Here is a 23601-nt window from a genome sequence, read left to right as displayed (position 1 = left end):
CGGCGTGAATCGAGCAGGAGCGGACACCGCGGGCACCGACATCAGGATCGGCCCGAACGCGATCCTCCGGTTCCTCCTGGAGCTCGTCGCGCTGGCGACCTTCGCCCTCTGGGGCTTCGCGTCGTGGGACCTGCCGTGGAACATCGTCCTCGGCATCGGCGCTCCGGTGGTCGCCGCGCTGATCTGGGCGCTCTTCCTCTCGCCGCGCGCGGTCCTCGCGATCGACGTCTACGGCCGCTCGCTGATCGAGCTGCTCGTGATGGGCGCCGCCGCGCTGGCGTGGCTGGACCTCGGCCAGCCGGTCGTCGCGATCGTCTTCGGCGTCCTCGCCGTCGTCTCCGGCGTCATCGCGGGACGCCGCTCCCTCTGATCCTGACGGCGGCCGCTCAGGCCGAGGGGGCGCTCGCTCGGAGCCGTCCACCGCTGTTCCCGAGGGTGCACCGCGGTCCCCGTGCGCTCGCCGCCGCCTCGGACCGGAACCGAACGCGTCGTCCCGGCTCGCAGCGGCAGGTCGCCACCGCGCTCTCCCGTCGATGCACCTCCGGGGATGCGCCACCGCAGCGGGACCCCGGGCCGATCGCGCCGCCGGGCCCCAGTCGGAGGTGCTCCGCCCCGCCTGATCGTCGATCTCTCCCCGACCCGCTCCTGCCTCCGCTCTCGAGCCGTTCCCCCACGCAGCCGGGCCGGTCCTGCTCCCGGCCCGCACCACGAGCCGCCCCGTCTCCGCCTCCCCTCCCGGGAACGGCGAACGGCCGCCCCCGCCGCTCCGGGAGGAGCAGGGGGACGGCCGTTCGCGGCGGTCGCGGAGGACTACTCCGCGGCGCCCGCCTCACGCTGCGCCAGGGCGCGGCGTCGGAGGCCGGTGATCACAGCACCTGCACCGAGGAGGGCGAGGGCGGCGGCTCCGAGGAGACCGCCGTCGAAGCCCGTCGACGGGAGGCCGCCTGCGCCGTGGCCGGGCGCGCCCGGTCCGGCGGTCGGCGTGGAGGTGGGCTCCCCCGGTCCGGCGGTGGGGCCGGCCGTCGGCGTCGCGGTCGGCTCCGGGGTGCCCGTGGGCACCGGAGTCGCGGTCGGCGTCGGGGTGGGGGTGACCGCCTCGGTGACGTCGACGCTCACGAGCGTCGCGAGTCCCGAGTCGGTGTAGGCGACACGGCCGAGGTAGCGGGCCGGGCCCGCCAGGTTCGACCAGGAGACCGCGTACGCGATCGGCTCGCCCTGCACGGCGTCGACCACCGCGGGGTCGGTGCTCAGCGAGCCGAGACCGTTCTCCGGAGTGATGACGAAGCTGCGGAAGTCGAACGTGACGGTCGAGGATCCCGGAGCGGTCGAGTAGACATCGGCCTGGACCGTGTACTCGCCCGGAGCGGGGTCGGCGATGTCGACGCGCTCGTCGGCCGAGCCGGTCGCCGAGGTGAAGACCTTGTCGGTGCTCTCGCTGGTGACGGTGAGGTCGAGGTCGGCCGCGTCGTCGAGCGAGTCGAGGTCGAAGCGGGCGAACTCGGCGCCCTCCGGCACCACGACGGTGGTCGTCAGCGACTTCCCCGTGGGGAGCGTCGCCGAGTGGCCGTCCGCGGCAGTGGCGTCCTCGGCGAGGACGCCCTCGGCGAGACCGCTCGCGGTGATCGGCAGCGCGCCGGTGATGCCGGGCGTGACCGTCACCGTGCCGGTGCCGGTCGAGCCGGTGCCGGAGACCTCGTAGGGCGCGTCCAGCAGGACGGGGCGCACCGCGATCGGGCTGCGGACGTCGTGCTCCGCGCTCGCCCAGGTCAGGTAGCCGGTGGCGAACTGGTTGAGCGCCGCCGAGCCGGTGGTGAAGGAGACCGTGTACTCCGCCGTCTGGCCCGCACCCGTGAAGGAGAGGGTCGAGGGCGAGACCACGGTGTCGATCCCGGCGAGGCCGTCGACCGAGGCGGTGTAGGTGCCCGCGCCGGTCGAGGTGACCGTGCGGGTCACGGTCTGCGTGCCCGCGAGGGCGCCGATCGCGATCGAGGCCTGGTTGAGGTCGGACGGGTCGATCGCGGCGATCGGGTCGATCACCGGGTTCGAGGTGAAGACGTAGCCCGCACCCTTGAGGAACGCGATCCAGTCCTCCGTGCCGCTCTGGTAGAGCAGTCCGGGGTCGAGGAACGCGGCCGGGTCGACGTGTCCGGCGCCCTGGGCGAAGACGTCCTCGGACGCGGCGCCCGACTGGTCGACGCTGTCGTAGGCGGAGGTCATCATGGCCGACTTCACCGCGGACGGCGAGGCCTTCGGGGTCGCGCCGAGGATCAGCGCGCCGAGGCCCGCCACGTGCGGCGACGACATCGAGGTGCCGGACTCGAACGCGAAGGCGGGGTCGTCGCCCTCGGCGTTGAAGCTGTCGGCGAGGATCGCGACGCCGGGCGCCGTGAGGTCGGGCTTCAGCACGTCGGCGCCGTCCGCCTCAGCGGGTCCGCGCGACGAGAAGCCGGCGACCTGCGGGACGGGGATGGAGGCTCCGGACGAGTTGCCCTCGGAGAGGGTCACGGTCGCACCGGCGGTGCCGGCGTAGGTCGTGATCGCCTGGTAGGCCTGCGAGTCGATCTGGATGCTCGGGACCGAGTGGTCGTCGACGTGCAGGGCGTTCGGGGTCGGGTTGAGCAGCAGCATGCCGATGCCGCCGGCCCGCTCGACCTCGGCCGACTTGGAGACGCGCGCGGTGACGCCCGCGGTGCAGGCGACGACCGTGCCCTTCACCTTGTCGGGGTCGAGGGTGCCTGTCTCGCAGATGGCGGGGTTCTCGGCGCCCGAGCGGACGACGTCGGCGCTGTTCACCAGCGGTCCGGTGACGTCCTCGTGGACCGAGATGGATCCTCCGACGAACTTCTGGCCGTCGCCGAGAGCGGCGGTCGCGGTGTAGGTCGGGATGGAGGACGCGGCGACCGTGGTGTACCAGGGCGACGCGTGGTCGAGCGTGGAGGCGCCCGCACCCGAGTTGCCGGCCGAGGCCGCGACGAAGACGCCGGCGGCGGCGGCGTTGAGGAACGCCTCGTCGATCGCGGTCAGGGTCGAGGTGGCCGAGCCGCCGCCGATCGAGAAGTTGATGACGTCGACGCCGTCCTTGGTCGCGGCGTCGATGGCCGCGAGGATGCCCGCTCCGGAGCAGAAGTCGTCGTCGTCGGTGCCCTCGTCGGGTCCGTTCCAGCAGACCTTGTACGCGGCGACCTTGGCGGCCGGGGCGACTCCGGAGATCTTCCCGTAGTCGTAGCCGTCGACGCTCGCCTCGACGCCGTTGTTGCCGGCTGCCGTGCTCGCGGTGTGCGAGCCGTGTCCGTCGGCGTCGCGCGGGGAGCGGTACTCGGGGTTGTCCGTCGAGCCGACCTCCTCGTCCGCGAGGAACCAGCGTGCGCCGATGAGCTTCTGGTTGCACTCGTCGCCGTCCCACTGCTCGGAGGCGGGGAGCCCCGGCGAGCAGGAGCCGACGAAGGTGCCGCCGTCCGACTTCACGAAGGAGGTGGTGGTGCCGTCCGTGTAGGGGGCCGCTCCGGGCGAGGTCGCCAGGGGCGCGCCCGCGAAGGAGGGGTTCTCGGGCGCGATGCCGGAGTCGATGACGCCGACGACGACGCCCTCGCCCGCCTTGTCGATGCCGCCCAGCTTCTGCCAGACGCCGGCCTCGCCCTCGAGGCCGAGGAAGTCGGTGGAGCGCTGCTGTCCGGTGTCGGGCACCGGGGTGCCGGCGGCGGCCGCGGCGAGCGGCGAGGCCTGCGCGGCGCGGTCGACCTTCAGGTTCTCGACCTTGCGGACCTGGGCGACGTCGCGGCGGCTCGCGAGCTCGCCCGCCTGCTCGCCCGAGAGGGTCGCGGAGAAGCCGTTGAGGGCGACGGTGTAGTGGTAGCCGATGGCGGCGTCGACCGCGGAGGCGACGTCCTCCTGGCGCTGCTCGAGGTGGGCGGAGTAGTCCTCCACCGGAGCCGAGGCGGCCTGCAGCTGCGCACCGTCGACGGGCGCGGTGCGGGCGAAGCGGGCATCGCTGCCCTGGTAGGTGGCCGCGGAGGGCTCGACGAGGGTGACGACGTAGTCGCCGTCGTCGAAGCTCTGGCCGACGGAGAGCCCGCCGACGAGCGAGGCGCTGCCGGCGAGAGGGGCGGCACTGGCGCCGGTGGTGGCGAAGGCCGCGGTCGCGGCGACTCCGAGGACGGCGAGGCCCGCGAGGATGCGCCTCTCAGCGCGGCGGACGGGTGGTCGGTGGGACAGGTGGATCGGCAATCGATGTCCTTACTCACATTCGCTGGGAACCGGATCGGTTTCCACACAGAAACGACCCTACGAACTCGATTGCTCAGCTTTGTTACGAACAGGTAACGAAGTTGACACCGAAAGGGGCCGATCCGTTGGCACTCCCCCTCCGCGAGTGCTAATTTATTCGTGTTGAGCCGGGTCGGCTCAACTCTTGGAACTCTTCGTTGCACGACTGAATGGAGTGATCTCATGGCTGTCACCTACGACCCCGTCCGCGAGCTGGACCGCCTCGCCACCGCCCTCCTCGGCTCCGGTCAGGGGCCCCGCCGGATGCCGATCGACCTGTACCGGGACGGCGACCACTACGTCCTCACCGCCGACCTCCCCGGCATCGACCCCGGGTCCGTCGACGTCGACGTGGACGGGCAGCTCCTCACCATCCGCGCCCAGCGCACCGTCGCGAGCGGCGACGACGTCACCTGGATCACTCGGGAGCGCCAGTCGGCGACCTTCGTCCGCCAGCTGAGCCTCGGCCAGGGCGTCGACACCGAGCGCATCGCCGCGTCCTACGACAACGGCGTGCTCTCAGTGACCATCCCGGTCAGCGAGAAGGCGCGCCCCCGCCGCATCGAGGTCGTCTCGACCGCCCGCCCCGAGCAGATGCGGATCGGCGAGGCGGCCGCCGAGTAGGACGACGAGCGAGGGCCCGTCCGCGATCGTGCGGGCGGGCCCTCCGCCTGTCCGCACGCCCTAGGCTGGCCGGATGCGCGCCTCCTCCTCCGACACCGCCGTCGGCGTCCTGCTCCCCCGCGATCTCCCCGCCTCCGAGGTGCTCGGCTACGCCCGCCGCGCCGAGGAGCTCGGCTTCGACGAGCTCTGGGTGGTCGAGGACCTCGGCTTCCGCGGCGGCATCGCCCAGGCCGGCGCGGTGCTCGCCGCCACCGAGCGGATCGTCGTCGGCATCGGCATCCTGCCCGCCGCCGTGCGCACGGCGGCCTTCACCGCGATGGAGCTCGGCACTCTCGCCGAGCTGTTCCCCGGCCGCGTCCACGCCGGCATCGGGCACGGGATGCCGCACTGGATGCGCGGCCTCGGCGTCTGGCCGCGCAGCCCGCTCACCCTGCTCGAGGAGCAGTTCGACGCGATCCGCTCGCTGCTCTCCGGCGAGCGCACCGACCGCTCCGGCCGCTACGTGCACGTGGACGGCCTCGTCCTGGAGTCGCCGCCCGCCGTCGTGCCGCCGCTGCTGGCCGGCGTCCGCGGACCGAAGTCGCTGGCGCTCGCGGGCCGGATCGCCGACGGGGTCGTCCTGGCCGAGCCCGTGACTCCGGAGTACCTCGCGGCGGCCCGCGGCCACCTGGGCGGCACCGGACGGATCGTCGCCTACAACGTGGCCGCCGTGGACGACGATGCGGCCGCCGCGCGCGACGCGGTCCGGCCGGGACTCGAGTGGATCGGCGAGCCGGACTGGGCGCCGCACATCGAGCCGCTCCCCTTCTCCGAGGACTTCGCCCGCCTGCGGGCCGAGAGCGCCGACCGCGCCGCCTTCGTCCGCGACCTGCCCGACGCCTGGGTCGACCAGCTGGCCGTCGTGGGCACTCCCGAGGACGCTCGTCGCCGCATCGGCCTGCTGCACGAGGCCGGTGCGTCGAGCGTCGTGCTGATGCCGTCGGGGCCCGATCCGCTCCACGCGATGGAGGAGCTCGCCCGGGCGCTCTGAGGCGCTCGGCCGGGCGCGTCCCACCGGGCCCGGAGACGCGTCCGGCCCGCAGGATCCGAGGATCGTGCGGGCCGGACGCGTCTGCTGAAGCCGGTGATCAGGCCGACATGCGGGCCTTCAGGTTCTCGTCGAGGGTCGCGAGGAACTCCTCGGTCGTCTGCCAGCCCTGCTCGGGGCCGACGAGCAGGGCGAGGTCCTTCGTCATCTTCCCGGACTCGACCGTCTTGATGACCACGTCCTCAAGCGTGAGCGAGAAGTCGATGAGCTCCTGGTTGCCGTCGAGCTTGCCGCGGTGCGCGAGGCCGCGCGTCCAGGCGTAGATCGAGGCGATCGGGTTCGTCGAGGTGGGCTTGCCGGCCTGGTGCTGGCGGTAGTGGCGCGTGACGGTGCCGTGCGCCGCCTCCGCCTCGACGACGCTGCCGTCGGGCGTGGAGAGCACGGAGGTCATCAGGCCCAGCGAGCCGAAGCCCTGCGCGACGGTGTCGGACTGGACGTCGCCGTCGTAGTTCTTGCAGGCCCAGACGTAGCCGCCCTCCCACTTCATGGCCGAGGCGACCATGTCGTCGATGAGGCGGTGCTCGTAGGTGAGGCCCGCGGCGTCGAAGCGCTCCTTGAACTCGGTCTCGAAGATCTCCTCGAAGATGTCCTTGAAGCGGCCGTCGTAGGCCTTGAGGATCGTGTTCTTGGTGGAGAGGTAGACCGGGTAGTTGCGCGAGAGGCCGTAGTTCAGCGACGAGCGGGCGAAGTCGCGGATCGACGCGTCCTGGTTGTACTGGACCTGCGCGATGCCGTCGTCCGGGGCCTTGTAGACCTCGAACCTCATCGGCTCGGAGCCGTCCTCGGGCGTGAACTCGACGGTCAGCGTGCCCTTGCCCTTGAAGACGAAGTCCGTGGCGCGGTACTGGTCGCCGAACGCGTGGCGGCCGATGATGATCGGCTTGTTCCAGCCGGGGACCAGGCGCGGGATGTTCGAGATGATGATCGGCTCGCGGAAGATCACGCCGCCGAGGATGTTGCGGATCGTGCCGTTGGGCGACTTCCACATCTTCTTGAGGCCGAACTCCTCGACGCGGGCCTCGTCGGGGGTGATGGTCGCGCACTTCACGCCGACGCCGTGCTTCTGGATGGCGTGCGCCGCGTCGATCGTGACCTGGTCGTCCGTCTCGTCGCGGTACTCGATGCCGAGGTCGTAGTACTCGAGGTTCACGTCGAGGTACGGGTGGATGAGGGTGTCCTTGATCTTCTGCCAGATGATGCGCGTCATCTCGTCGCCGTCGAGCTCGACGACCGTTCCCTCAACCTTGATCTTGGACATTGCTCTCCCATGGTGTCGATGACCCCGCACCTGTGCGGGACGGGCGGCTCTGCACCGCTCCGGATGGCCTCCGCCAGCCTACCCGAGGCCCGAACTGTCTCGATGTCGAGACAGTTCTCGATCGTCCGCGCCGGGGCCGGCGCACGTCGCCCGACAGGAGGATGCCCGCCGTCCTGCGCCGCCGGTACAGTGACGGCATGAGTGACCTCCGCCTGGAAGAGCTGTCCGCCTCGAACATCTCCGCCGTGAACGGTCTGAGCCTCAAACCCGGCCAGGAGCAGTTCATCGCGCCGGTCTCCTACTCCGCCGCCGCCGCGGTGATCGACCCGGGCGCCTCCTGGCAGCGGGCCGTGATGGACGGCGACGAGCTGGTCGGCTTCATCCACGCGCACTTCGACCCGGAGGCGGCGGAGGAGTTCCGCAGCTGCATCTGGCGCATCAACATCGACGCGGCGAAGCAGGGCCGCGGCGTGGGCACCTTCGCCGTCCGCGCCACCGCCGACGAGGCGCGCGCCCGCGGCTTCGACACCCTCACGGTGATCTGGGAGTCCGGCGAGGACGGCCCGGAGCAGTTCTTCCGCTGGATCGGCTTCGAGGTCGTCGGCGAGACGCAGTACGGCGAGAACATCGGGGCGCTGACGCTCTGAGCGCGGCGCCGGAGGCAGCGGAGCCGGCCGACTTCGTCTCCGCCGTCCTCGAGGTGGTCGCCTCGATCCCGCCCGGCCGTGTGATGGCCTACGGCGAGATCGCCGCGGTCCTCGGCACGCGTGCGGCACGCGCGGTCGGCACGGTGATGGCCCGCTACGGCTCCGACACCGCCTGGTGGCGCGTCGTCCGCGCGGGGGGAGCGCCCCCGGTCGGCCACGAGGAGCGCGCCCGCCGGGAGTACGAGCGCGAGGGCACGCCCCTCGTCGTCACGCCGGGCGGCTGGCGCGTCGACGTGCGCAGCGCACGCTGGCGCCCCTGAGCCGGGATCGGCTCAAGTGCGTTAGTCGCGAGCGGCAGCCGCTCAGACGAGCGAGTCCCGCCAGGCCGCGTGCAGGGTGGCGAAGCGGCCCTCGCCGGCGATGAGCGCCTCCGGGGTGCCGTCCTCGACGATGCGGCCGTGCTCCATCACCAGCACCCGGTCGGCGATCGCGACCGTCGAGAGGCGGTGCGCGATGATGACCGCCGTGCGGTCCGCCAGGAGCGTCTGCAGGCCCTGCTGCACCAGGCGCTCGCTCGGGATGTCGAGGGAGGAGGTCGCCTCGTCCAGGATCAGCACCGCCGGGTCGGCCAGGAACGCGCGGGCGAACGAGATCAGCTGGCGCTGACCGGCCGAGACGCGGCCGCCGCGCTTGTTCACATCGGTGTCGTAGCCGTCCGGAAGCGCCTGGATGAACTCGTGCGCGCCGACCGCCTGCGCGGCCCGGACGATCTCGTCGTAGGACGCGGTCGGCCGCCCGATCGCGATGTTGTCGGCGACGGATCCGGAGAAGAGGTACGCCTCCTGGGTGACCATCACGATCGCGCGCCGCAGGTCCTTCGGGTGCAGCTGCCGCAGGTCCACGCCGTCGAGGGTCACCACGCCGTCGCTCGGGTCGTAGAAGCGCGAGATCAGCTTGGCGAGCGTCGTCTTGCCGGCGCCCGTGGACCCGACGAGGGCGATGGTCTGCCCGGCGGGGATGTCGAGGTCGAAGCGCGGCAGCACCTCGCGGTCGGCGGTGTAGGCGAAGCGGACGCCCTCGAAGCCGAGGTGGCCCCGCGCCTGCCGCAGGTCGACCGGGCGGGCCGGATCCGGGACGCCCGGCTCCTCGGCCAGCACGCCCGAGATCTTCTCGAGCGCGGCGGCCGCCGACTGGTAGGAGTTGTAGAACATCGCCATCTCCTGCACCGGGTCGAAGAAGCGCCGTGTGTAGAGCAGGACCGCCAGCAGCGCGCCGATCTCGAGCCCGCCGTCGAGCACGCGGACGCCGCCGATGAACAGCACCACGGCGACGGTGACGTTGCCGATCAGCACGAGCCCGGGGTCGAAGGTGCCGAACACTCCGAAGACGCGCTTGTAGGCGAGCCGGTACTGCTCGACGACCCCGCCGAACACGGACTCGTTGCGCTTCTGCGTGCGGAAGGTCTGCACGGCGCGGATGCCGGTCATCGACTCCACGAACTGCACGATCAGCCGCGACGAGGCGACGCGGGTGCCGCGGAACAGCGCCTGCGACCGCTTCTGGAACCAGCGGGTGAGCAGCGCGAGCGGCACCAGGGCGCAGGCGAGCACGATGCCGCTCACGCCGTCCAGGGAGACGAGGGCGATCGCGACGAAGCCCATGTAGAGCGCACCCTGCACCAGCTGGTTGATGCCGGAGTCGAGCAGCTCGCGGATGGAGTCGAGGTCGCTGGTCTGGCGCGAGATGATCCGGCCGGAGGTGTAGTTCTCGTGGAACTCCAGGCTCAGCTTCTGGGTGTGCAGGAAGACCCGCTTGCGCAGGTCGATCAGGATCGCCTGGCTCACCCGCGCGGAGAGCACGGTGTACCAGGCGACCAGGAGCGCGCCGACGAGTCCGGTGAGGATGTAGGCGCCGACCGTGACCGCCAGCGGGACCGCGTTCCCCGCGAGGACCGCGGGCAGGCCGTTGTCGATGCCCGCCGCGATCAGCGCCGGTCCCGCGACCTGGGCAGCGGTCGCGACGACGACCACGACCGCGGTGAGCACCAGCCGCAGCCGGAGCGGCCGCAGCAGGGAGCCGAGCAGCCGCAGCGAGCGCCAGCGCAGGGCCGCCGACTCCGCTCTGCTGAGGTCGTCGCGCTCCTCGGAGGAACCGAGCGTGCTCATGATCGCGTCTCCTGGTGGGTCGTCGTGGGGCGGGAGCCGATGCGCTCGGTCCCGGTGGGCCGGGTCAGCTCGTCCTCCTCGAGGCTCGAGATGACGAAGCGGTAGTGCGGGCTGCTCGCGAGCAGCCCGCTGTGGGTGCCGACCGCGGTGATGCGGCCCTCCTCCATCAGTGCCACGCGATCGGCGAGCGCCACCGTCGAGGGGCGGTGGGCGACGATGATCGCCGTGGTGTCGCCGAGCACGCGGCGCAGCCCCGCCTCGACGCGCGCCTCCGTGTCGACGTCGAGCGCCGAGAGCGGGTCGTCGAGGACGAGCACCGCCGGACGCGCGGCCACCGCGCGGGCGAGGGCCAGGCGCTGGCGCTGGCCGCCGGAGAGGCTCATCCCCTCCTCGCCCACCTTCGTGTCCAGGCCCTCGGGGAGGCGGTGGACGAAGTCGGCCTGCGCGATCTCGAGGGCCTCGAGCAGCTCCTCCTCGGTCGCGTCGGGTCGGCCGAGGAGGACGTTCTCGCGCACGCTGGTGGAGAAGAGCGTCGCGTCCTCGAACGCCATGCCGATGTGCGTGCGCAGCTCGTCGCGGCGGAGCCGGCGGATGTCGACGCCGTCGAGCTCGATGGCTCCGCCGGTCACGTCGTAGAGGCGCGGGAGCAGCGCGGTGAGCGTCGTCTTCCCGGAGCCGGTGATGCCGACCAGTGCCATCGTCTCGCCCGGCTCGACCTCGAGGTCGACGCCGTCGAGGAGGTCGCGGTAGCGCTCGGGGGCGTCCTGGTAGCGGAAGTGGACGTCGCGGAAGCGCACCCGGCCGCGCGGCTCGAGGATCGTCTCGGGGGCCTCCGGGTCGGTGATGGTGTTCCGGCTGTCCATCACCTCGAAGTAGCGGTCGACCGCCGTGCGGGTGTCGAAGGTCATCGAGAGGAGGAAGCCGACCGACTCCACCGGCCAGCGCAGCACGGTCGCGGTGGCGAAGAAGGCGAACAGCTCGCCGACGCTCAGCTGGCCGGCCGCGGCGAGCCAGACCCCGCCGAGCAGGCAGAGCGCGAACGCGATGTCCGGCACCAGCAGCAGGACGAGCCAGATCCCGGCGATGGCGCGGGCCTTGTCGATCTCGGTGCCGCGGAGCTTCTCGGCCTGGCCGGCGAAGTTCTCCAGCGCGTGCTGGTGGCGGCCGAAGGCCTTGAGGACGCGGATGCCGTGCACCGACTGCTCGACGGTCGTGGCGAGGTCGCCCGCCTGGTCCTGGCTGCGGCGCGCGATGCTCGAGTAGCGCTTCTCGAACGCGAACCCGTAGATCCAGACCGGGATCGAGCACACGACGAAGAGCACGCCGAGGATCGGGTTCCAGTAGACGAGGACGCCGAAGCCGACGACGATCGTCAGCGCGTTGACCACGAGCAGGACGAAGCCGAAGGCTATCCAGCGGCGGATGAGGCTGAGGTCGCTCATCGCCCGCGACAGGAGCTGCCCGCTCTGCCAGCGGTCGTGGAACGAGACGGGGAGGTCCTGCAGGCGGCTGTAGAGCGCCGAGCGCATGCGCGCCTCGATCCGCGTGCTGGGGGTGAGGACCATCCGGCGCCGCAGCGCGATGGCACCGGCCTCGACGACGCCGAGCACGAGGATGACGGCGACCGGGCCGATCAGCGGCCCGAGGTCGCCGGAGCCGGCGGAGGCCGCTCCGTCCCCCAGCGGCCCGTCGACGAGCTGCTGCAGGACGATCGGGATGACCAGCGACACCAGGCTCGCCACGAGCGCGACCGCGATGCCGCCGACCAGCCGGGGCAGGGAGTCGCCGACGAAGGGGACGAGGCGCAGCAGGGTCTGCAGCGTGCTCGGGCGCTTCTGCGCGGGGGCGCCGGGAGACGGGAGGGCGGGAGCGGACACGGCGGAGGGCTTTCGCGACGAGGGCGGGGCCTCCCCTGCCGGGTGGGCGGAGAGGCGGGAGGTGCCACCGGGCCGAAGAGCTCCGGGCAGCCTTGAAGGCTATACCCCGGCTATGTGCTCCGTCCAGCGGCCGCCGCGATCCGGCGGTTCCCCCCGCCTCCGCCGTCAGCGGACGCGGACCGAGAGGCAGGTGACGCAGCCCTCGAGCTTCTCGAACTCCGAGACGTCCACGGTGAGGACGCGGTAGCCCAGGCTCCGCAGCAGCTCGGCGCTCCGGGGGGCGGAGGCGGCCATCAGGAGTGTGTCGTCGTCGAGGACGACCACGTGGGCGCCCGCCTCCTCGGGCATCGGCAGGAAGGAGGGGAACAGGCGTGGCTCGTCGACGACCGGCTCCCAGCCGATGACCGTGCCGTCGGGCAGCGCGGTCACGGCGCTCTTGAGGTGCAGCACCTTGGTCAGCGGGACCGCGACGACGTCGTACCCGCGGGGCCGGAGGATCGCGCGCAGCTGGGCGACCCCCGCCGCGTCGGTCCGGCCTCCGCGGCCGACGTAGACCGTCGATCCCACCTTGAGGACGTCGCCGCCGTCGAGCGTGCCCGGCTCCTCGATGCGGTCGACCGTCAGGCCGAGGGCGCGGACGGCCTCCTCGGCGCCCGCCGTCTCTCCGCGGCGGGACTCCGCTCCGGACCGGGCGATCACGGCGTGGTCGCCGAAGACGACGACCGCGTCCTCGAGGAAGACGGAGTCGGCGAGTCCGGGCGCCGGTGCGGCCTCGACCGTCTCCCAGCCGGCCCGCTCGAGCAGGTCGACGTACGCCTCCCACTGCTGCTGGGCGCGCTGCTGGTCGACGGGGACGCGCTCGAGGTGGGTGAGCTCGCCCGTCGAGAGGTCGGCGGCCGGGGCCCGGACGATCGCGATGCGGCGGTCGGTGACGACGGCGGCCGGAGCGCCCGTGGTGCGGAGGCGGTTCCAGAGTGCGCGGCCGACGCTCGCCGCCGAGACGGTGAACGCGAGCAGGAAGACGAGGTTGAGTCCGGCGAAGGTCTGGAAGATGGAGGCCCAGACGGCGCCCGTGACGGCCTCGCCGGTGGCGCTGGCCTGGACGAGCGTGCCGAACACGGCTCCGACCACACCCGCGACGAGTCCCGCGAGGGCGGCGCTCCAGGTGCGTCCGAGCATCCCCGCGACGGCGAGGACGAGGACGACCACGAAGCCGAGCACGCTCGAGAGCAGGAAGTAGGCGTTGACCTGCGGGATGGAGCCGGGCTGCAGCTGGTTGCCGATGAAGAAGGCCAGCAGGTTGGCGAGGTGCGCCACGAGCGCGGTCGCCGCGGCGGCGAGCAGCGCGACGAGGATCCGGCGGCCCGTCCCGGGCGCGCGGTCCCGGTTCGGGGCGGTGGTGGTCGCTGCGGTCGGGGTGTCGGGAGTGGACGCGGGCGTCGAGTCGGAAGGCACCCGGCGACCCTACGCGCCCCCACCCGCGCCCCGCCTGTCGATCCCCTAGCAGCCCCCTAAGAGCCGCCCGCCGCACCGCAGAGCGGTTTCAGCGGCGTCCCGTGCCCAGCGATTCCCGTGACCGGCGACGCCCCCACTCCATGGAAAGCCTCACGTCGTGACGCCGACCACGCCCCGCCGCGCGAGGAGCGGCCGGGAAACCGCCCACCGCAAGGCAGAGCCGACTCAGCGGGAATCGCGTGCCAAGCGATTCACGCGGTCGGCGACGCTACCCGCTCCGCGGAACGCTCCGTGTCGCGACGCCGACCGCGCCCCGCTGCGCAGGGAGCGGCGGGGAAGACGAGCACCGCAAGGCAGAGCCGGTTCAGCGGGAATCGCGTGCCAAGCGATTCCCGCGACCGGCGACGCGACCCGCTCCACGGAACGCTCAGTGTCGCGAAGCCGACCGCGCCCCGCCGCGCAGGGAGCGGCGGGGAAGACGAGCACCGCAAGGCAGAGCCGGTTCAGCGGGAATCGCGTGCCAAGCGATTCCCGCGACCGGCGACGCACCCCGCTCTACGGAACGCACCCCGTCGCCGAGCCGACCGCGCCCCGCCGCGCAAGGAGCGGCGGGGAAGACAAGCACCTGAGTGGCGGGCGCTCCGCGCCCGTCACTCAGTGGAAGAAGTGCCGCTCCCCCGTCGTGTACATCGTGACGCCGGCGCGGGCGGCCGCGTCGATGACCTCGGCGTCGCGGACGGACCCGCCGGGCTGGACGACGGCCTTCACGCCGGCGGCGAGGAGCACCTCGAGGCCGTCAGCGAAGGGGAAGAACGCGTCGGAGGCGGCGACGGAGCCGGGGGCGCGGTCGCCGGCGCGGGTGACGGCGAGGTGGCAGGAGTCGACGCGGTTGACCTGGCCCATGCCGACGCCGACGGAGGCGCCGCCCTTGGCGAGGAGGATCGCGTTCGACTTGACGGCGCGGCAGGCCTTCCACGCGAACTCGAGGTCGAGCATCGTGTCGGCGTCGGCGGGCTCGCCGGCGACGAGCTGCCAGCCGGAGCTGACCTCGCCGGGGCCGCCGATGAAGCGGTCCGGCTCCTGCAGCAGCAGGCCGCCGGAGATCTGCTTGAACTCGCGCTCGACGGGGGCGTAGAAGTCGGGGAGCTGCAGCAGGCGCAGGTTCTTCTTGGTCTTCAGCACCTCGAGCGCCTCGGGCTCGAAGCCGGGGGCGACGAGCACCTCGGTGAAGATCTCCTTCACCGTCTCGGCCATGGCGAGGGTGACGGGCCGGTTCGCGGCGATGACGCCGCCGAAGGCCGACACCGGGTCGCACTCGTGGGCGCGGCGGTGGGCGGAGGCGATGGGGTCGATCGCCTTCGAGCTCGCGATCGCGATGCCGCACGGGTTCGCGTGCTTGATGATCGCGACGGCGGGCAGCACGAAGTCGTAGGCCGCGCGGACGGCCGCGTCGGCGTCGACGTAGTTGTTGTAGGACATCTCCTTGCCGTGCAGCTGCGTCGCCTGCGCGATGCCGGTGCCGTCGGGCGAGACGTAGAGGGCCGCCTTCTGGTGCGAGTTCTCGCCGTAGCGGAGGACCTGCTGCAGGGTCCCGCGGATCTCGACCGAGCCCTCGACGCCCTCGGCCGCCTCCTGCCCGGCGAACCAGGCGGCGACGGCGGAGTCGTAGGAGGCGGTGTGCGCGAAGGCGCGGGCCGCCAGGGTGCGGCGCGCGGCGAGCGTCGTGCCGCCGTCGGCGAGGGCGGTCGCGATCCCGGAGTAGTCGGCCGGATCGACGACGATCGCGACGTTCGCGTGGTTCTTCGCGGAGGCGCGGACGAGGGCCGGGCCCCCGATGTCGATGTTCTCGACCACGGTCGCCGCGTCGGCGCCGCCGGCGACGGTCTCGCGGAACGGGTACAGGTTCACCACGACCAGCTCGAACGCGGCGATGTCGAGCTGCTCCAGCTGCTCGCGGTGCGAGGCGAGCCTCAGATCGGCGAGGATGCCCGCGTGCACGGCCGGGTGCAGCGTCTTCACGCGGCCGTCGAGCGACTCCGGGAACCCGGTGACGGCCGAGACGTCGGTGACGTCGTGGCCGGCTCCGCGGAGGGTCGCTGCGGTCGAGCCGGTGGAGACGAGCTCGACGCCGGCCGCGGCGAGCGCCGCTCCGAGCTCGAGCAGGCCGGTCTTGTCGCTGACCGAGATCAGCGCCCGGCGGACGGGGACCCGGTCGCGGTCGTCGTAGCTGCTGGGGTCGTGGGCGGTGATGCTCATGCGCGGGCGAGCTCCTCGAGGTCGACGGTTCCGTGGGCGATGTCGAGCACCGTCTGCACCAGCAGGCGACGCTCGATGGTCTTGATGCGCTCGTGCAGCGCGTCCTCGCTCTCGCCGGGGAGCACGGCGAGGCTCTCCTGGGCGATGACGGGGCCCGTGTCGACGCCTGTGTCGATCACGTGCACGGTGACGCCGGTCTCGGTCGCGCCGGCGGCGAGGGCGTCGCGGACGGCGTGAGCGCCGGGGAAGAGCGGCAGCAGGGCGGGATGCGTGTTGATCATCCGCGGGCTGAGCGCGTCCACCACCACGGGCGGCAGTATGCGCATGAAGCCCGCGCAGACGACGAGGTCGGGCTCCCACTCCCGGATGCACCCGAGCAGGGCGGCGCCCCACTCGTCACGCGAGGGGAAGTCGCGCGGCGCGACCGTGAAGGCGGGGACTCCGCGCTCCTCCGCGTGACGGAAGCCCTCGGCGTCGGTGTCGCTGCCGACCGCGACGATGCGGGCGGGGAAGCCCTCGTCGCCGGTGGCGTCCAGCAGGGCGCGGAGGTTCGATCCGCCGCCGGAGAGGAGCACGACCAACTTCAGCACTGCGCAAGTCTAGGGGGACGCCTCCGCCGGCGTCAGCCGCGTCGGCTGCGGCCCGCGGCGAGGCCCAGGCACGCGGCCAGCGCGAGCTCGAGGGCGGCGACCGCCCCGACGACGAGCGGGTCCGGGCCCACCTGGGCGAGCCGCCCGGGCCCGGCGGCGCCCGCCGAGAACCAGGCGAGGAGCCCGAGCAGCAGGCCGCCGACCACGCCGATCCCGCCGGCCGCGGCCGCGCCCCAGCGCAGAAGCGAGCGTCCGTCGAGCGCCTCGATCACGCCGCGCCGCAGCCGCCATCCCGCGGCGAACCCGGCGAGCAGCGGCACGAGCAGCCCGAGGAATCCGAAGGCCGAGTCCCCTGCGGGCAGTGCGGCGAGGACCGGGATCGACGGGATCGGTCCGAGCAGCGTCCCGGCCGCGCTCACGGAGGAGCCGGTGCCGAGGGCGAAGCCCGGGCCGATCAGCCAGCTCGCCGCCCAGATCACCAGGTTCGGGAGGAACGCCAGCTGCCCGAGAGTGAGGGCCAGGCCGCCGAGCGCCTCGGCGCCCAGGCTCTCGTAGAGCGCGACGACCGAGGTGTAGTGCACGACCAGCAGCACGGCGACGAGCACCGCCGCGACGCCGACCACGCCCGCCGCGGCGAGCGCTCCCCCGCGCAGCGACGCCAGGACGAGCCCGGGCCCCGGCGCGGGGACGCGGTCGAGCGCGGAGGCGGCCAGCTCGCCGAGGGGGTCGGCCTCGTCGCTGCGGGCGGAGTGGAGCGCTGCTCCGACGAGCACCCCCAGCGCGAAGACGAGCGGCGGCAGCAGCGTCCCCTGCAGGGGATCGACGGTGGCGGCCGGGTCCGCGGATCCGAGCGAGACCAGGAGCGCGATCGCCAGGTAGGTCGCGATCGCGACGAGGACGCCGATGGCCCGGAACGGCGACTCCTGGGCGCGGCGGCCGGTGCGCGCGCCCAGCAGCACGGTGAGGAGCGCGAAGGCCAGCGGAGCGATCGTCACCGGGAAGGCGTCCGCGCCTCCGGGCAGCGCGACGGCGAGGGCGGAGTCGGGGGCCAGCGCCGCCTGCAGGTCGGCCCCGTGGCCGAGCAGCCAGGCGTCGGCGGCGACCCGCCAGAACACGCCGAAGTCGACCGTCGTGTCGTACTGCACGGCCCAGAGGACGGTCAGCGGGACGAGCGGGATCGCGATCCCGATCAGCGCCGACAGCGCGGCGTCGAAGGCGGCGAGGAGGGCGACGGTGATCCGGTTCATGGGCCTGACGAGCCTAGCGGCGGCGCGCTCGGAGGCGGGTCAGGGGCGCGCCGCCCGGCCCTCTAGTGTCGGAGCCATGACGGGGACCTCGGACGCACGGACGGAGCGCGGCCTGGACCGCCTCGTGAACTTCTCCGACGCCGTCGTCGCCATCGCCATCACGTTCCTCGTCCTCCCCCTCGTCGACGTGGTCGAGGAGAGCCGCGCGGCCGATCTGGGGTCCCTCCTCACCGGTCACTACGGCACCCTCTCCGCCTTCTTCATCACGTTCGCCGTGATCGGACGGCTCTGGGCGGTCCACCACTCCGTCTTCGAGGGCGTGGCCCGGTACTCGCCCGCGCTCGTCGTCGCGAACTTCGTCTGGCTGGCCGCGGTCGTCCTGCTCCCCTTCGCGGCGAACCTGATCTCGAACGTGCTCGACACCGACGGCAGCGTCATCGCGCTCTACATCGGCACGATGATCGCGGCGAGCGCGGCGACCCTCGCGATGCAGCTCATCGTGCGCCGCGATCCGGATCTCCTGGCCCCGGGGGCGGAGCCGCGGCGCTCCCTCTCGAGGTCGCTGATCGTGATCAGCGTCCTCCTCGCGGCCCTCGTGCTCGCCGTCGCGGTGCCGGCCGTCAACATGTTCGCGCTCCTGCTGCTCCTGCTCTCGGGTCCGATCGAGCGCCTGGTGCACCGCGGGCGCCCCGGGGGACACGCGGCCCACCGCCGGACGGAGCGCGGGCTCGACCGGCTCGTCAACTTCTCGGACGCGACCGCCGCCATCGCCATCACCGTCCTCGTCCTGCCGCTGGTGCAGCTGGCTCCCGAGGTCGCCCGGGAGGGCGGCGGAGTCCCGGCGCTGCTCGCGGAGCACCTGGACTCGGTCCTCGCCTTCGCGCTCTCCTTCGCGGTCATCGCCGTCTTCTGGATCCCCCACCACCGCGTCTTCGAGATCGCCGGGGACTACGACGGCGCCCTGGTGCGGCTGGACCTGCTCTGGCTGGCCGCGCTGGCGTTCTTCCCGTTCTCGACGAGCGCGCTGGCGCTGTTCCCGGACTCCCGGGCGACGATCGGGCTCTACATCGGCACGATGGCCGCGATGAGCGGGGCGCTGGTCCTGATCGAGCTGCGCCTCTCCCGGCACCCGGAGCTCAGGCGGCCCGGCGCAGGGCCCCTGCCGCTCGCGCCAGCCCTGCTGCCCTTCGCGCTGCTCCTCGTCGCACTGGCGCTGGCGCTGCTGGTCCCGTCGGTCGGGCTCTGGTGGCTGCTCCTGCTCCTGCTGCAGCGGCCCGTCCGGGCACTGCTCGCGCGGCGCTGATCCTCAGGCGCCGGGCGTCCAGCCCAGCTGCGGGGCGATGCGCTCGGCGACGGCGCGCAGGATGCGCCGGTGCGACTCCACCCCGCCGACCGCCGGGAGCGTCACCGTGAGCGCGTCCGCCTCCGCGAGCGCCGGATCCGCGGCGAGCGATGCGACGATCCGCTCCGGGCTCCCGACATGGAGGGGGCTGAAGCACATCGGGGCGGCGATGATCGACCGGTCGGCCGTGCGGGGGCGGCCCTCGTCGTCCATCCGCGCGAGGTAGCCCTCGATGAAGGGGCGGTGCGCCTCCTCGTCGGCGGCGTCGAGCAGCGGCAGCACGATCCGGCCCGCCGTCACCCTCGATGTGCGCCCCGGGTGCGCTGCGGCGAAGGCCTCGCGGTAGGCGCGGATCTGCACCGCCTGCTGCTCGGCGAACGGCAGGCCCGTCTCCTCCGTGTTGAGCGTGGACACCTGCAGGTGCATGCCCTGCTCGCCCGCCCGGACCGCGGAGGACACCGTTCCCGCCCCGTACCAGAGCCGGTCGGCGAGGCCGGGCGCGTGCGGCTGCTGCACGAGCGGAGCGCCGACCGGGACCGACATCAGGGCCGATTCCGCGACGCCGAGCACGGCGCCCGAGAGCGCCTCGCGGAGTCGCGCGATGCGCTCCTGCGCCTCCTCGCGGAAGTCGCGCTCGGCCTGCCCGAACACCCCGTCGAAGACGGAGGCGAGATGCGCGAAGCCGCTGCTGACGCCGAGGTCGAGGCGTCCGCCCGAGAGCAGGTCCACGGTCGCGGCATCCTCGGCGAGGCGCACGGGCGACTCGTAGCGGGCGCCGATGACCGCGGTACCGAGGCGGAGGCGGCGGGTCCGCTGGGAGGCGGCCGCGAAGAAGGTCATCGGAGACGCGAGGTAGCGCTCGAAGTGCCGCACGCGGACCCAGCCGGTGCCGTAGCCGAGCTCCTCGGCGAGCTCGAGCAGAGCGAGCCCGTCCTCGAGGCTCCGCGCGGCGTCGCCGGGCTGCTCGGGGCCCTCCGGGTACGGCACGAAGGTCAGCAGGTCGAGTCCGAGGCGGCGGGTCACGCTGCGACGCTACTCCGGTCAGGCCCGCCCCGACGACGGAACGGACGGCGCCGCCCGCCGGAGCAGGGGCACCGTCCGTTCCGACGGTGGTGCGGGGAGGACGGGCGCTAGAGCGCCGCGTAGACCTCGCGGAGCAGGGCGGCCGTCTCGGACGGCGTCTTGCCGACCTTCACGCCCGCGGCCTCGAGGGCCTCCTTCTTGGCCTGCGCGGTCCCGGCCGAGCCGGAGACGATGGCGCCGGCGTGGCCCATCGTCTTGCCCTCGGGGGCGGTGAAGCCCGCGACGTAGCCGACGACGGGCTTCGTGACGTTCGCCTTGATGAAGTCCGCGGCGCGCTCCTCGGCGTCGCCGCCGATCTCGCCGATCATCACGATCGCCTTCGTCTCGGGGTCGGCCTCGAACGCGGCGAGCGCGTCGATGTGGGTCGTGCCGATGATCGGGTCGCCGCCGATGCCGATCGCGGTCGAGAAGCCCAGGTCGCGCAGCTCGTACATCATCTGGTAGGTCAGGGTGCCCGACTTCGAGACGAGGCCGATCGGGCCCTTGCCGGTGATCGTCGCGGGGGTGATGCCCACGAGCGACTCGCCCGGCGTGATGATGCCGGGGCAGTTCGGGCCGATGATCCGCGTCTTGTTCCCCTTCTCCTGCGCGTACGCCCAGAACTCCGCGGAGTCCTGCACCGGGATGCCCTCGGTGATGACGACGAGGAGGCCGATCTCGGCGTCGATCGCCTCGATGACGGCGTCCTTCGAGAAGGCGGGCGGCACGAACGCGATGGAGACGTCGGCGCCGGTGGCCTCCATCGCCTCCTTCACGGTGCCGAAGACGGGGAGCTCGACGTCGCCGTGGGTGACGGTCGTGCCGGCCTTGCGGGCGTTGACGCCGCCGACCACGTTCGTGCCGGCCTTGAGCATCAGCGCGGTGTGCTTGGTGCCCTCGCCGCCGGTGATGCCCTGGACGATGACCTTGGAGTCCTTGGTGAGGAAGATCGACATGCTTGTTCTCTGATTCCTTGAGTCGTCGGGTCCGTTACGCGGCGGCGAGTTCGGCGGCCTTGTCGGCGCCCTCGTCCATGGTCGCGGCGAGCGTGATGAGCGGGTTGGCGGCGGCCTGGAGGATCGCGCGGCCCTCCTCGACCTTGTTGCCGTCGAGGCGGACGACGAGCGGCTTCGTGGCCGAGTCGCCGAGGATCTCGAGCGCCTGGAGGATGCCGTTGGCGACCGCGTCGCACGCGGTGATGCCTCCGAAGACGTTGACGAAGACGCTCTTGACCTGCTCGTCGCCGAGGATCACGTCGAGGCCGTTCGCCATCACCTGGGCGGAGGCTCCGCCGCCGATGTCGAGGAAGTTGGCCGGCTTCACGCCGTTGTGCCTCTCTCCGGCGTAGGCGACGACGTCGAGGGTCGACATGACCAGGCCCGCGCCGTTGCCGATGATGCCGACCTCGCCGTCGAGCTTCACGTAGTTGAGGTCGTTCTCCTTGGCCTTCGCCTCGAGCGGGTCGGCGGCGTCCTTGTCCTCGAGCGCGGCGTGGTCCGCGTGGCGGAAGCCGGCGTTCTCGTCGAGCGAGACCTTGCCGTCGAGCGCGACGATGTCGCCCTCCTCGGTGAGCACGAGCGGGTTCACCTCGACGAGCGTGGCGTCCTCGCCGGTGTAGACGTCGTAGAGCTTCACCAGGACGGGCGCGACCTTGGCGATCAGCTCCTCCGGGAACTTCGCCGCGCGGGCGATCTCCTCGGCCTTGGCCTGGTCGATGCCCCGGCCGGGGACGACCTCGACGCGCGCGAGGGCGTCGGGGCGCTCGACGGCGAGCTGCTCGATCTCCATGCCGCCCTCGTAGGAGGTGAGCGAGAGGTAGGAGCGGTTGGCCCGGTCCAGCAGCACCGAGAAGTAGAACTCGCGGTCGATGCGCGCACCGCCGGCGACCATGACGCGCTTGACGACGTGGCCCTTGATGTCGAGGCCGAGGATCGACTGCGCCGCGGCGAACGCGTCCTCGGGGGTCTTCGCGACCTTCACGCCGCCCGCCTTGCCGCGGCCGCCGATCTTGACCTGCGCCTTGACGACGGTGACGCCGCCCAGCTTCTCCGCCGCGGCGCGCACCTCCTCCGGCGTGTCGGCGACGATGCCCGGGAGCACGGGGACGCCGTACTTCTCGAACAGATCACGGGCCTGGTATTCGAAGAGATCCACGCTGCATTCCCATTCCGCGCCGAGCGCGCTTGCGTTTCGAGTTCGAGGTGGCCCGGACGACGCCGGAGTCTCGGCACTGTCCCTGGGCCGCGCCGAGTCTACTCCGCACCCGCCGCGGGCTTCCCGTGCGGACGCCCGCCGGGGCACCGGCCCCTCCTCCGCCAGCCGCTCCCGCGTAGCGTGGAGCCATGTCGTCGGCCTCCCGCACCCCGGACGTCTTCCGCGAGGGCGTGTTCCTGCTGGCGGGCGCGCGCGCGATCCTCCTCCAGATCGCGCACCCGGCGGTCGGGCAGGGCGTCGCCGACCACTCCGACTTCGTGCACCGGGCCGTGAACCGCCTGCACGGGACGCTCTCCTACCTCTACGTCCTGCACTACGGCACTCCCGAGGACGTCCGCGCCGTACGCCGCCGGGTGAACAGGGCGCACGTGCCCGTGCGCGGCCCCGGCTACACGGCCTTCGACCCGGAGCTGCAGCGCTGGGTCGCGGCGACGCTCACCCAGTCGATGCTGCAGCTCTACGAGGGCGCCTTCGGCGCGCTGAGCGAGGAGGAGGCGGACGACATCGTGCGCCGCTCCGTCGTCGTCGGCGCGGCCCTGCAGATGCCCGCGGACCTCTGGCCCGACTCCCGCACCGCGTTCGACGCCTACTGGGAGCGGGAGCTGGAGCGCCTGGAGGTCACGCCCGCGGCCCGCCGCGTCGCCCACGACCTGCTGGGCCCGAGCATCGCCGCCTGGTACCTGCGCCCGCTCGGCCCCTACCTCCGCCTGATCACCGCCGGCCTGCTCCCCGCGGCGCTCCGCGAGCCCTTCGGCTTCCACTGGACCGCACGGCAGGAGGCGCGGTTCGAGCGGGCGCTCTCGCGCACCTTCGCCGTCTACCGCCTGCTGCCCGCGATCGTGAGGACGGCGCCCAGCCGCTACTACCTCGCCCTGGTCCGTCGCGACGCTCAGAAGCCGGCCACGACCTCCCAGCCCGCGTAGGCGGCGAGCTCCAGCCCGAGCGCCTGCGCGGCCGCGCGCGCCTCGTCGATCCCGCGCTCGTCGCGCACGTCGACGGTGACCGGCACGCTGTCGCCGAACCCCGCGATCTCGACCCGCGCGCTCGTCGGACCGCTGTAGAGCGGGACGTGCGCGTCCGCGGTCCGCGCGCCGACCACTCGCGAGCCGGTCGCCTCTGCGATCACCGCGAGGGCGAACGGAGCCGTCACCACCGCGTCCGTGTAGAGCGTCGCCTCGCCGCGCATCGCGCCTCCCGTCGTCCGACCCGCGGAACCGGGCCGCAGCAGTCCGACTGTAGGCAGCCGCCCGCGCCTCCCGCACCCCCTTCCGCTCGGCGCCGGGATGCGCACTCCCCGCCCGTCCGTGCTGAACATCCGGTGCGGATCGCTCGACGCGGCCGCCCGGCGGATCTACGGTGAAGCACCCGGCATCCGCCGCGGCGGTCAACGACGACTGGAGCCTTGATGAGCATCACCGAACACCTCGCGGAAGCGCTCGATCACGGCGACGGGCAGGGCGGCGCCTCCCGAGACCGCGTAGCGCAGCGGCGGCCGGTCCTCGCGCCGGGTCGCG

At 72.8% G+C, this 23601-nt stretch carries 19 protein-coding genes; 7 read left to right on the top strand and 12 right to left on the bottom strand.

The annotated features are described in order from the left end of the window. The first annotated feature begins 4 nt into the window (after window positions 1–4). Window positions 5–370: a YrdB family protein gene (locus C5C10_RS05445; RefSeq protein WP_104276971.1), complete on the top strand. Its 366-nt coding sequence runs from the start codon at window positions 5–7 to the stop codon at window positions 368–370. A 440-nt stretch (window positions 371–810) separates the two neighbouring features. On the opposite strand, the gene C5C10_RS05440 is transcribed toward C5C10_RS05445, so the two are convergent. Continuing rightward, window positions 811–4224, bottom strand: a complete 3414-nt coding sequence (locus C5C10_RS05440; protein WP_104328750.1) for a S8 family serine peptidase — start codon at window positions 4222–4224, stop codon at window positions 811–813. 222 nt (window positions 4225–4446) lie between these two features. Here C5C10_RS05440 and C5C10_RS05435 point away from each other — a divergent pair, with 222 nt between their 5' ends. Both C5C10_RS05435 and C5C10_RS05430 read left to right on the top strand, forming a co-directional pair. After that, window positions 4447–4887: an Hsp20/alpha crystallin family protein gene (locus C5C10_RS05435; RefSeq protein ID WP_104283259.1), complete on the top strand. Its 441-nt coding sequence runs from the start codon at window positions 4447–4449 to the stop codon at window positions 4885–4887. A gap of 73 nt (window positions 4888–4960) precedes the next feature. Next, window positions 4961–5917 carry an LLM class flavin-dependent oxidoreductase gene (locus C5C10_RS05430; protein WP_104328749.1) on the top strand — a complete coding sequence of 319 codons (957 nt, stop codon included), beginning with the start codon at window positions 4961–4963 and terminating at the stop codon, window positions 5915–5917. Window positions 5918–6014: 97 nt separating this feature from the next. Here the strand turns inward: C5C10_RS05430 and C5C10_RS05425 are convergent, their stop codons facing one another. Beyond that, entirely contained in the window at window positions 6015–7232 is a 1218-nt protein-coding gene (locus tag C5C10_RS05425; RefSeq protein ID WP_104224939.1) for an NADP-dependent isocitrate dehydrogenase, read from the bottom strand. A 197-nt stretch (window positions 7233–7429) separates the two neighbouring features. Here C5C10_RS05425 and C5C10_RS05420 point away from each other — a divergent pair, with 197 nt between their 5' ends. Both C5C10_RS05420 and C5C10_RS05415 read left to right on the top strand, forming a co-directional pair. Further along, window positions 7430–7879 carry a GNAT family N-acetyltransferase gene (locus C5C10_RS05420; RefSeq protein ID WP_104224946.1) on the top strand — a complete coding sequence of 150 codons (450 nt, stop codon included), beginning with the start codon at window positions 7430–7432 and terminating at the stop codon, window positions 7877–7879. Continuing rightward, window positions 7876–8199, top strand: coding sequence for an MGMT family protein (locus C5C10_RS05415; protein WP_104238475.1), 324 nt, complete (start codon window positions 7876–7878; stop codon window positions 8197–8199). The genes C5C10_RS05420 and C5C10_RS05415 overlap by 4 nt, the downstream gene beginning before the upstream one ends. Before the next feature lie 42 nt (window positions 8200–8241). Here C5C10_RS05415 and C5C10_RS05410 read toward each other — a convergent pair whose 3' ends face one another. From C5C10_RS05410 to C5C10_RS05385, 6 genes are all read right to left on the bottom strand, one after another. Next, window positions 8242–10044 (bottom strand): ABC transporter ATP-binding protein, encoded by a 1803-nt coding sequence (locus C5C10_RS05410; protein ID WP_104328748.1) that lies wholly within the window; start codon window positions 10042–10044, stop codon window positions 8242–8244. Beyond that, window positions 10041–11921 carry an ABC transporter ATP-binding protein gene (locus C5C10_RS05405; protein WP_104328747.1) on the bottom strand — a complete coding sequence of 627 codons (1881 nt, stop codon included), beginning with the start codon at window positions 11919–11921 and terminating at the stop codon, window positions 10041–10043. The genes C5C10_RS05410 and C5C10_RS05405 overlap by 4 nt, the downstream gene beginning before the upstream one ends. Before the next feature lie 165 nt (window positions 11922–12086). Beyond that, the gene (gene ddaH, locus C5C10_RS18350) at window positions 12087–13376 is read right to left on the bottom strand and encodes a dimethylargininase (RefSeq protein ID WP_104328746.1); all 1290 of its coding nucleotides are present in this window, start codon (window positions 13374–13376) and stop codon (window positions 12087–12089) included. 654 nt (window positions 13377–14030) lie between these two features. Then, window positions 14031–15632: a bifunctional phosphoribosylaminoimidazolecarboxamide formyltransferase/IMP cyclohydrolase gene (gene purH / locus C5C10_RS05395; protein WP_104328745.1), complete on the bottom strand. Its 1602-nt coding sequence runs from the start codon at window positions 15630–15632 to the stop codon at window positions 14031–14033. Further along, window positions 15629–16222 carry a phosphoribosylglycinamide formyltransferase gene (purN, locus tag C5C10_RS05390; RefSeq protein WP_104328744.1) on the bottom strand — a complete coding sequence of 198 codons (594 nt, stop codon included), beginning with the start codon at window positions 16220–16222 and terminating at the stop codon, window positions 15629–15631. The genes purH and purN overlap by 4 nt, the downstream gene beginning before the upstream one ends. 32 nt (window positions 16223–16254) lie before the next feature. Further along, window positions 16255–17469 (bottom strand): DUF6350 family protein, encoded by a 1215-nt coding sequence (locus C5C10_RS05385; protein ID WP_104328743.1) that lies wholly within the window; start codon window positions 17467–17469, stop codon window positions 16255–16257. Window positions 17470–17545: 76 nt separating this feature from the next. Between C5C10_RS05385 and C5C10_RS05380 the strand changes: the two genes are divergently transcribed. Beyond that, complete coding sequence (locus C5C10_RS05380; RefSeq protein ID WP_181073402.1) at window positions 17546–18772, top strand: TMEM175 family protein; 1227 nt, start codon at window positions 17546–17548, stop codon at window positions 18770–18772. Between the two features lie 3 nt (window positions 18773–18775). Here C5C10_RS05380 and C5C10_RS05375 read toward each other — a convergent pair whose 3' ends face one another. The 3 genes from C5C10_RS05375 to sucC form a co-directional block, all read right to left on the bottom strand. Continuing rightward, the gene (locus C5C10_RS05375; RefSeq protein WP_104328741.1) at window positions 18776–19834 is read right to left on the bottom strand and encodes an LLM class flavin-dependent oxidoreductase; all 1059 of its coding nucleotides are present in this window, start codon (window positions 19832–19834) and stop codon (window positions 18776–18778) included. Between the two features lie 107 nt (window positions 19835–19941). After that, on the bottom strand, window positions 19942–20829 hold the full coding sequence (gene sucD, locus C5C10_RS05370) for a succinate--CoA ligase subunit alpha (protein ID WP_104224929.1): 888 nt from the start codon (window positions 20827–20829) through the stop codon (window positions 19942–19944). Window positions 20830–20863: 34 nt separating this feature from the next. Continuing rightward, window positions 20864–22027 carry an ADP-forming succinate--CoA ligase subunit beta gene (sucC, locus tag C5C10_RS05365; RefSeq protein ID WP_104227296.1) on the bottom strand — a complete coding sequence of 388 codons (1164 nt, stop codon included), beginning with the start codon at window positions 22025–22027 and terminating at the stop codon, window positions 20864–20866. Between the two features lie 188 nt (window positions 22028–22215). Here sucC and C5C10_RS05360 point away from each other — a divergent pair, with 188 nt between their 5' ends. Continuing rightward, the gene (locus C5C10_RS05360; protein ID WP_104328740.1) at window positions 22216–23010 is read left to right on the top strand and encodes an oxygenase MpaB family protein; all 795 of its coding nucleotides are present in this window, start codon (window positions 22216–22218) and stop codon (window positions 23008–23010) included. On the opposite strand, the gene C5C10_RS05355 is transcribed toward C5C10_RS05360, so the two are convergent. Then, complete coding sequence (locus C5C10_RS05355) at window positions 22977–23273, bottom strand: hypothetical protein (RefSeq protein WP_104224926.1); 297 nt, start codon at window positions 23271–23273, stop codon at window positions 22977–22979. The two genes, C5C10_RS05360 and C5C10_RS05355, sit on opposite strands and share 34 nt — an antisense overlap. Between the last annotated feature and the right edge of the window lie 328 nt (window positions 23274–23601).

Source organism: Rathayibacter sp. AY1A3 (assembly GCF_002930975.1).
Lineage (GTDB): Bacteria > Actinomycetota > Actinomycetes > Actinomycetales > Microbacteriaceae > Rathayibacter.
Note: the sequence above shows the minus strand (reverse complement) of the source record. Positions and strands in the feature narration are given on the sequence as shown.

Excerpts from the sequence above, each read along its gene's own strand:
- purH (WP_104328745.1), bottom strand. The coding sequence starts at position 15,632 with ATGAGCATCACCGCCCACGACCCCAGCAGCTACGACGACCGCGACCGG.
- sucD (WP_104224929.1), bottom strand. The coding sequence starts at position 20,829 with ATGTCGATCTTCCTCACCAAGGACTCCAAGGTCATCGTCCAGGGCATC.
- C5C10_RS05380 (WP_181073402.1), top strand. The coding sequence starts at position 17,546 with ATGACGGGGACCTCGGACGCACGGACGGAGCGCGGCCTGGACCGCCTC.
- C5C10_RS05410 (WP_104328748.1), bottom strand. The coding sequence starts at position 10,044 with ATGAGCACGCTCGGTTCCTCCGAGGAGCGCGACGACCTCAGCAGAGCG.
- C5C10_RS05420 (WP_104224946.1), top strand. The coding sequence starts at position 7,430 with ATGAGTGACCTCCGCCTGGAAGAGCTGTCCGCCTCGAACATCTCCGCC.
- C5C10_RS05425 (WP_104224939.1), bottom strand. The coding sequence starts at position 7,232 with ATGTCCAAGATCAAGGTTGAGGGAACGGTCGTCGAGCTCGACGGCGAC.
- C5C10_RS05430 (WP_104328749.1), top strand. The coding sequence starts at position 4,961 with ATGCGCGCCTCCTCCTCCGACACCGCCGTCGGCGTCCTGCTCCCCCGC.
- C5C10_RS05355 (WP_104224926.1), bottom strand. The coding sequence starts at position 23,273 with ATGCGCGGCGAGGCGACGCTCTACACGGACGCGGTGGTGACGGCTCCG.
- C5C10_RS05385 (WP_104328743.1), bottom strand. The coding sequence starts at position 17,469 with ATGAACCGGATCACCGTCGCCCTCCTCGCCGCCTTCGACGCCGCGCTG.
- C5C10_RS05360 (WP_104328740.1), top strand. The coding sequence starts at position 22,216 with ATGTCGTCGGCCTCCCGCACCCCGGACGTCTTCCGCGAGGGCGTGTTC.
- C5C10_RS05435 (WP_104283259.1), top strand. The coding sequence starts at position 4,447 with ATGGCTGTCACCTACGACCCCGTCCGCGAGCTGGACCGCCTCGCCACC.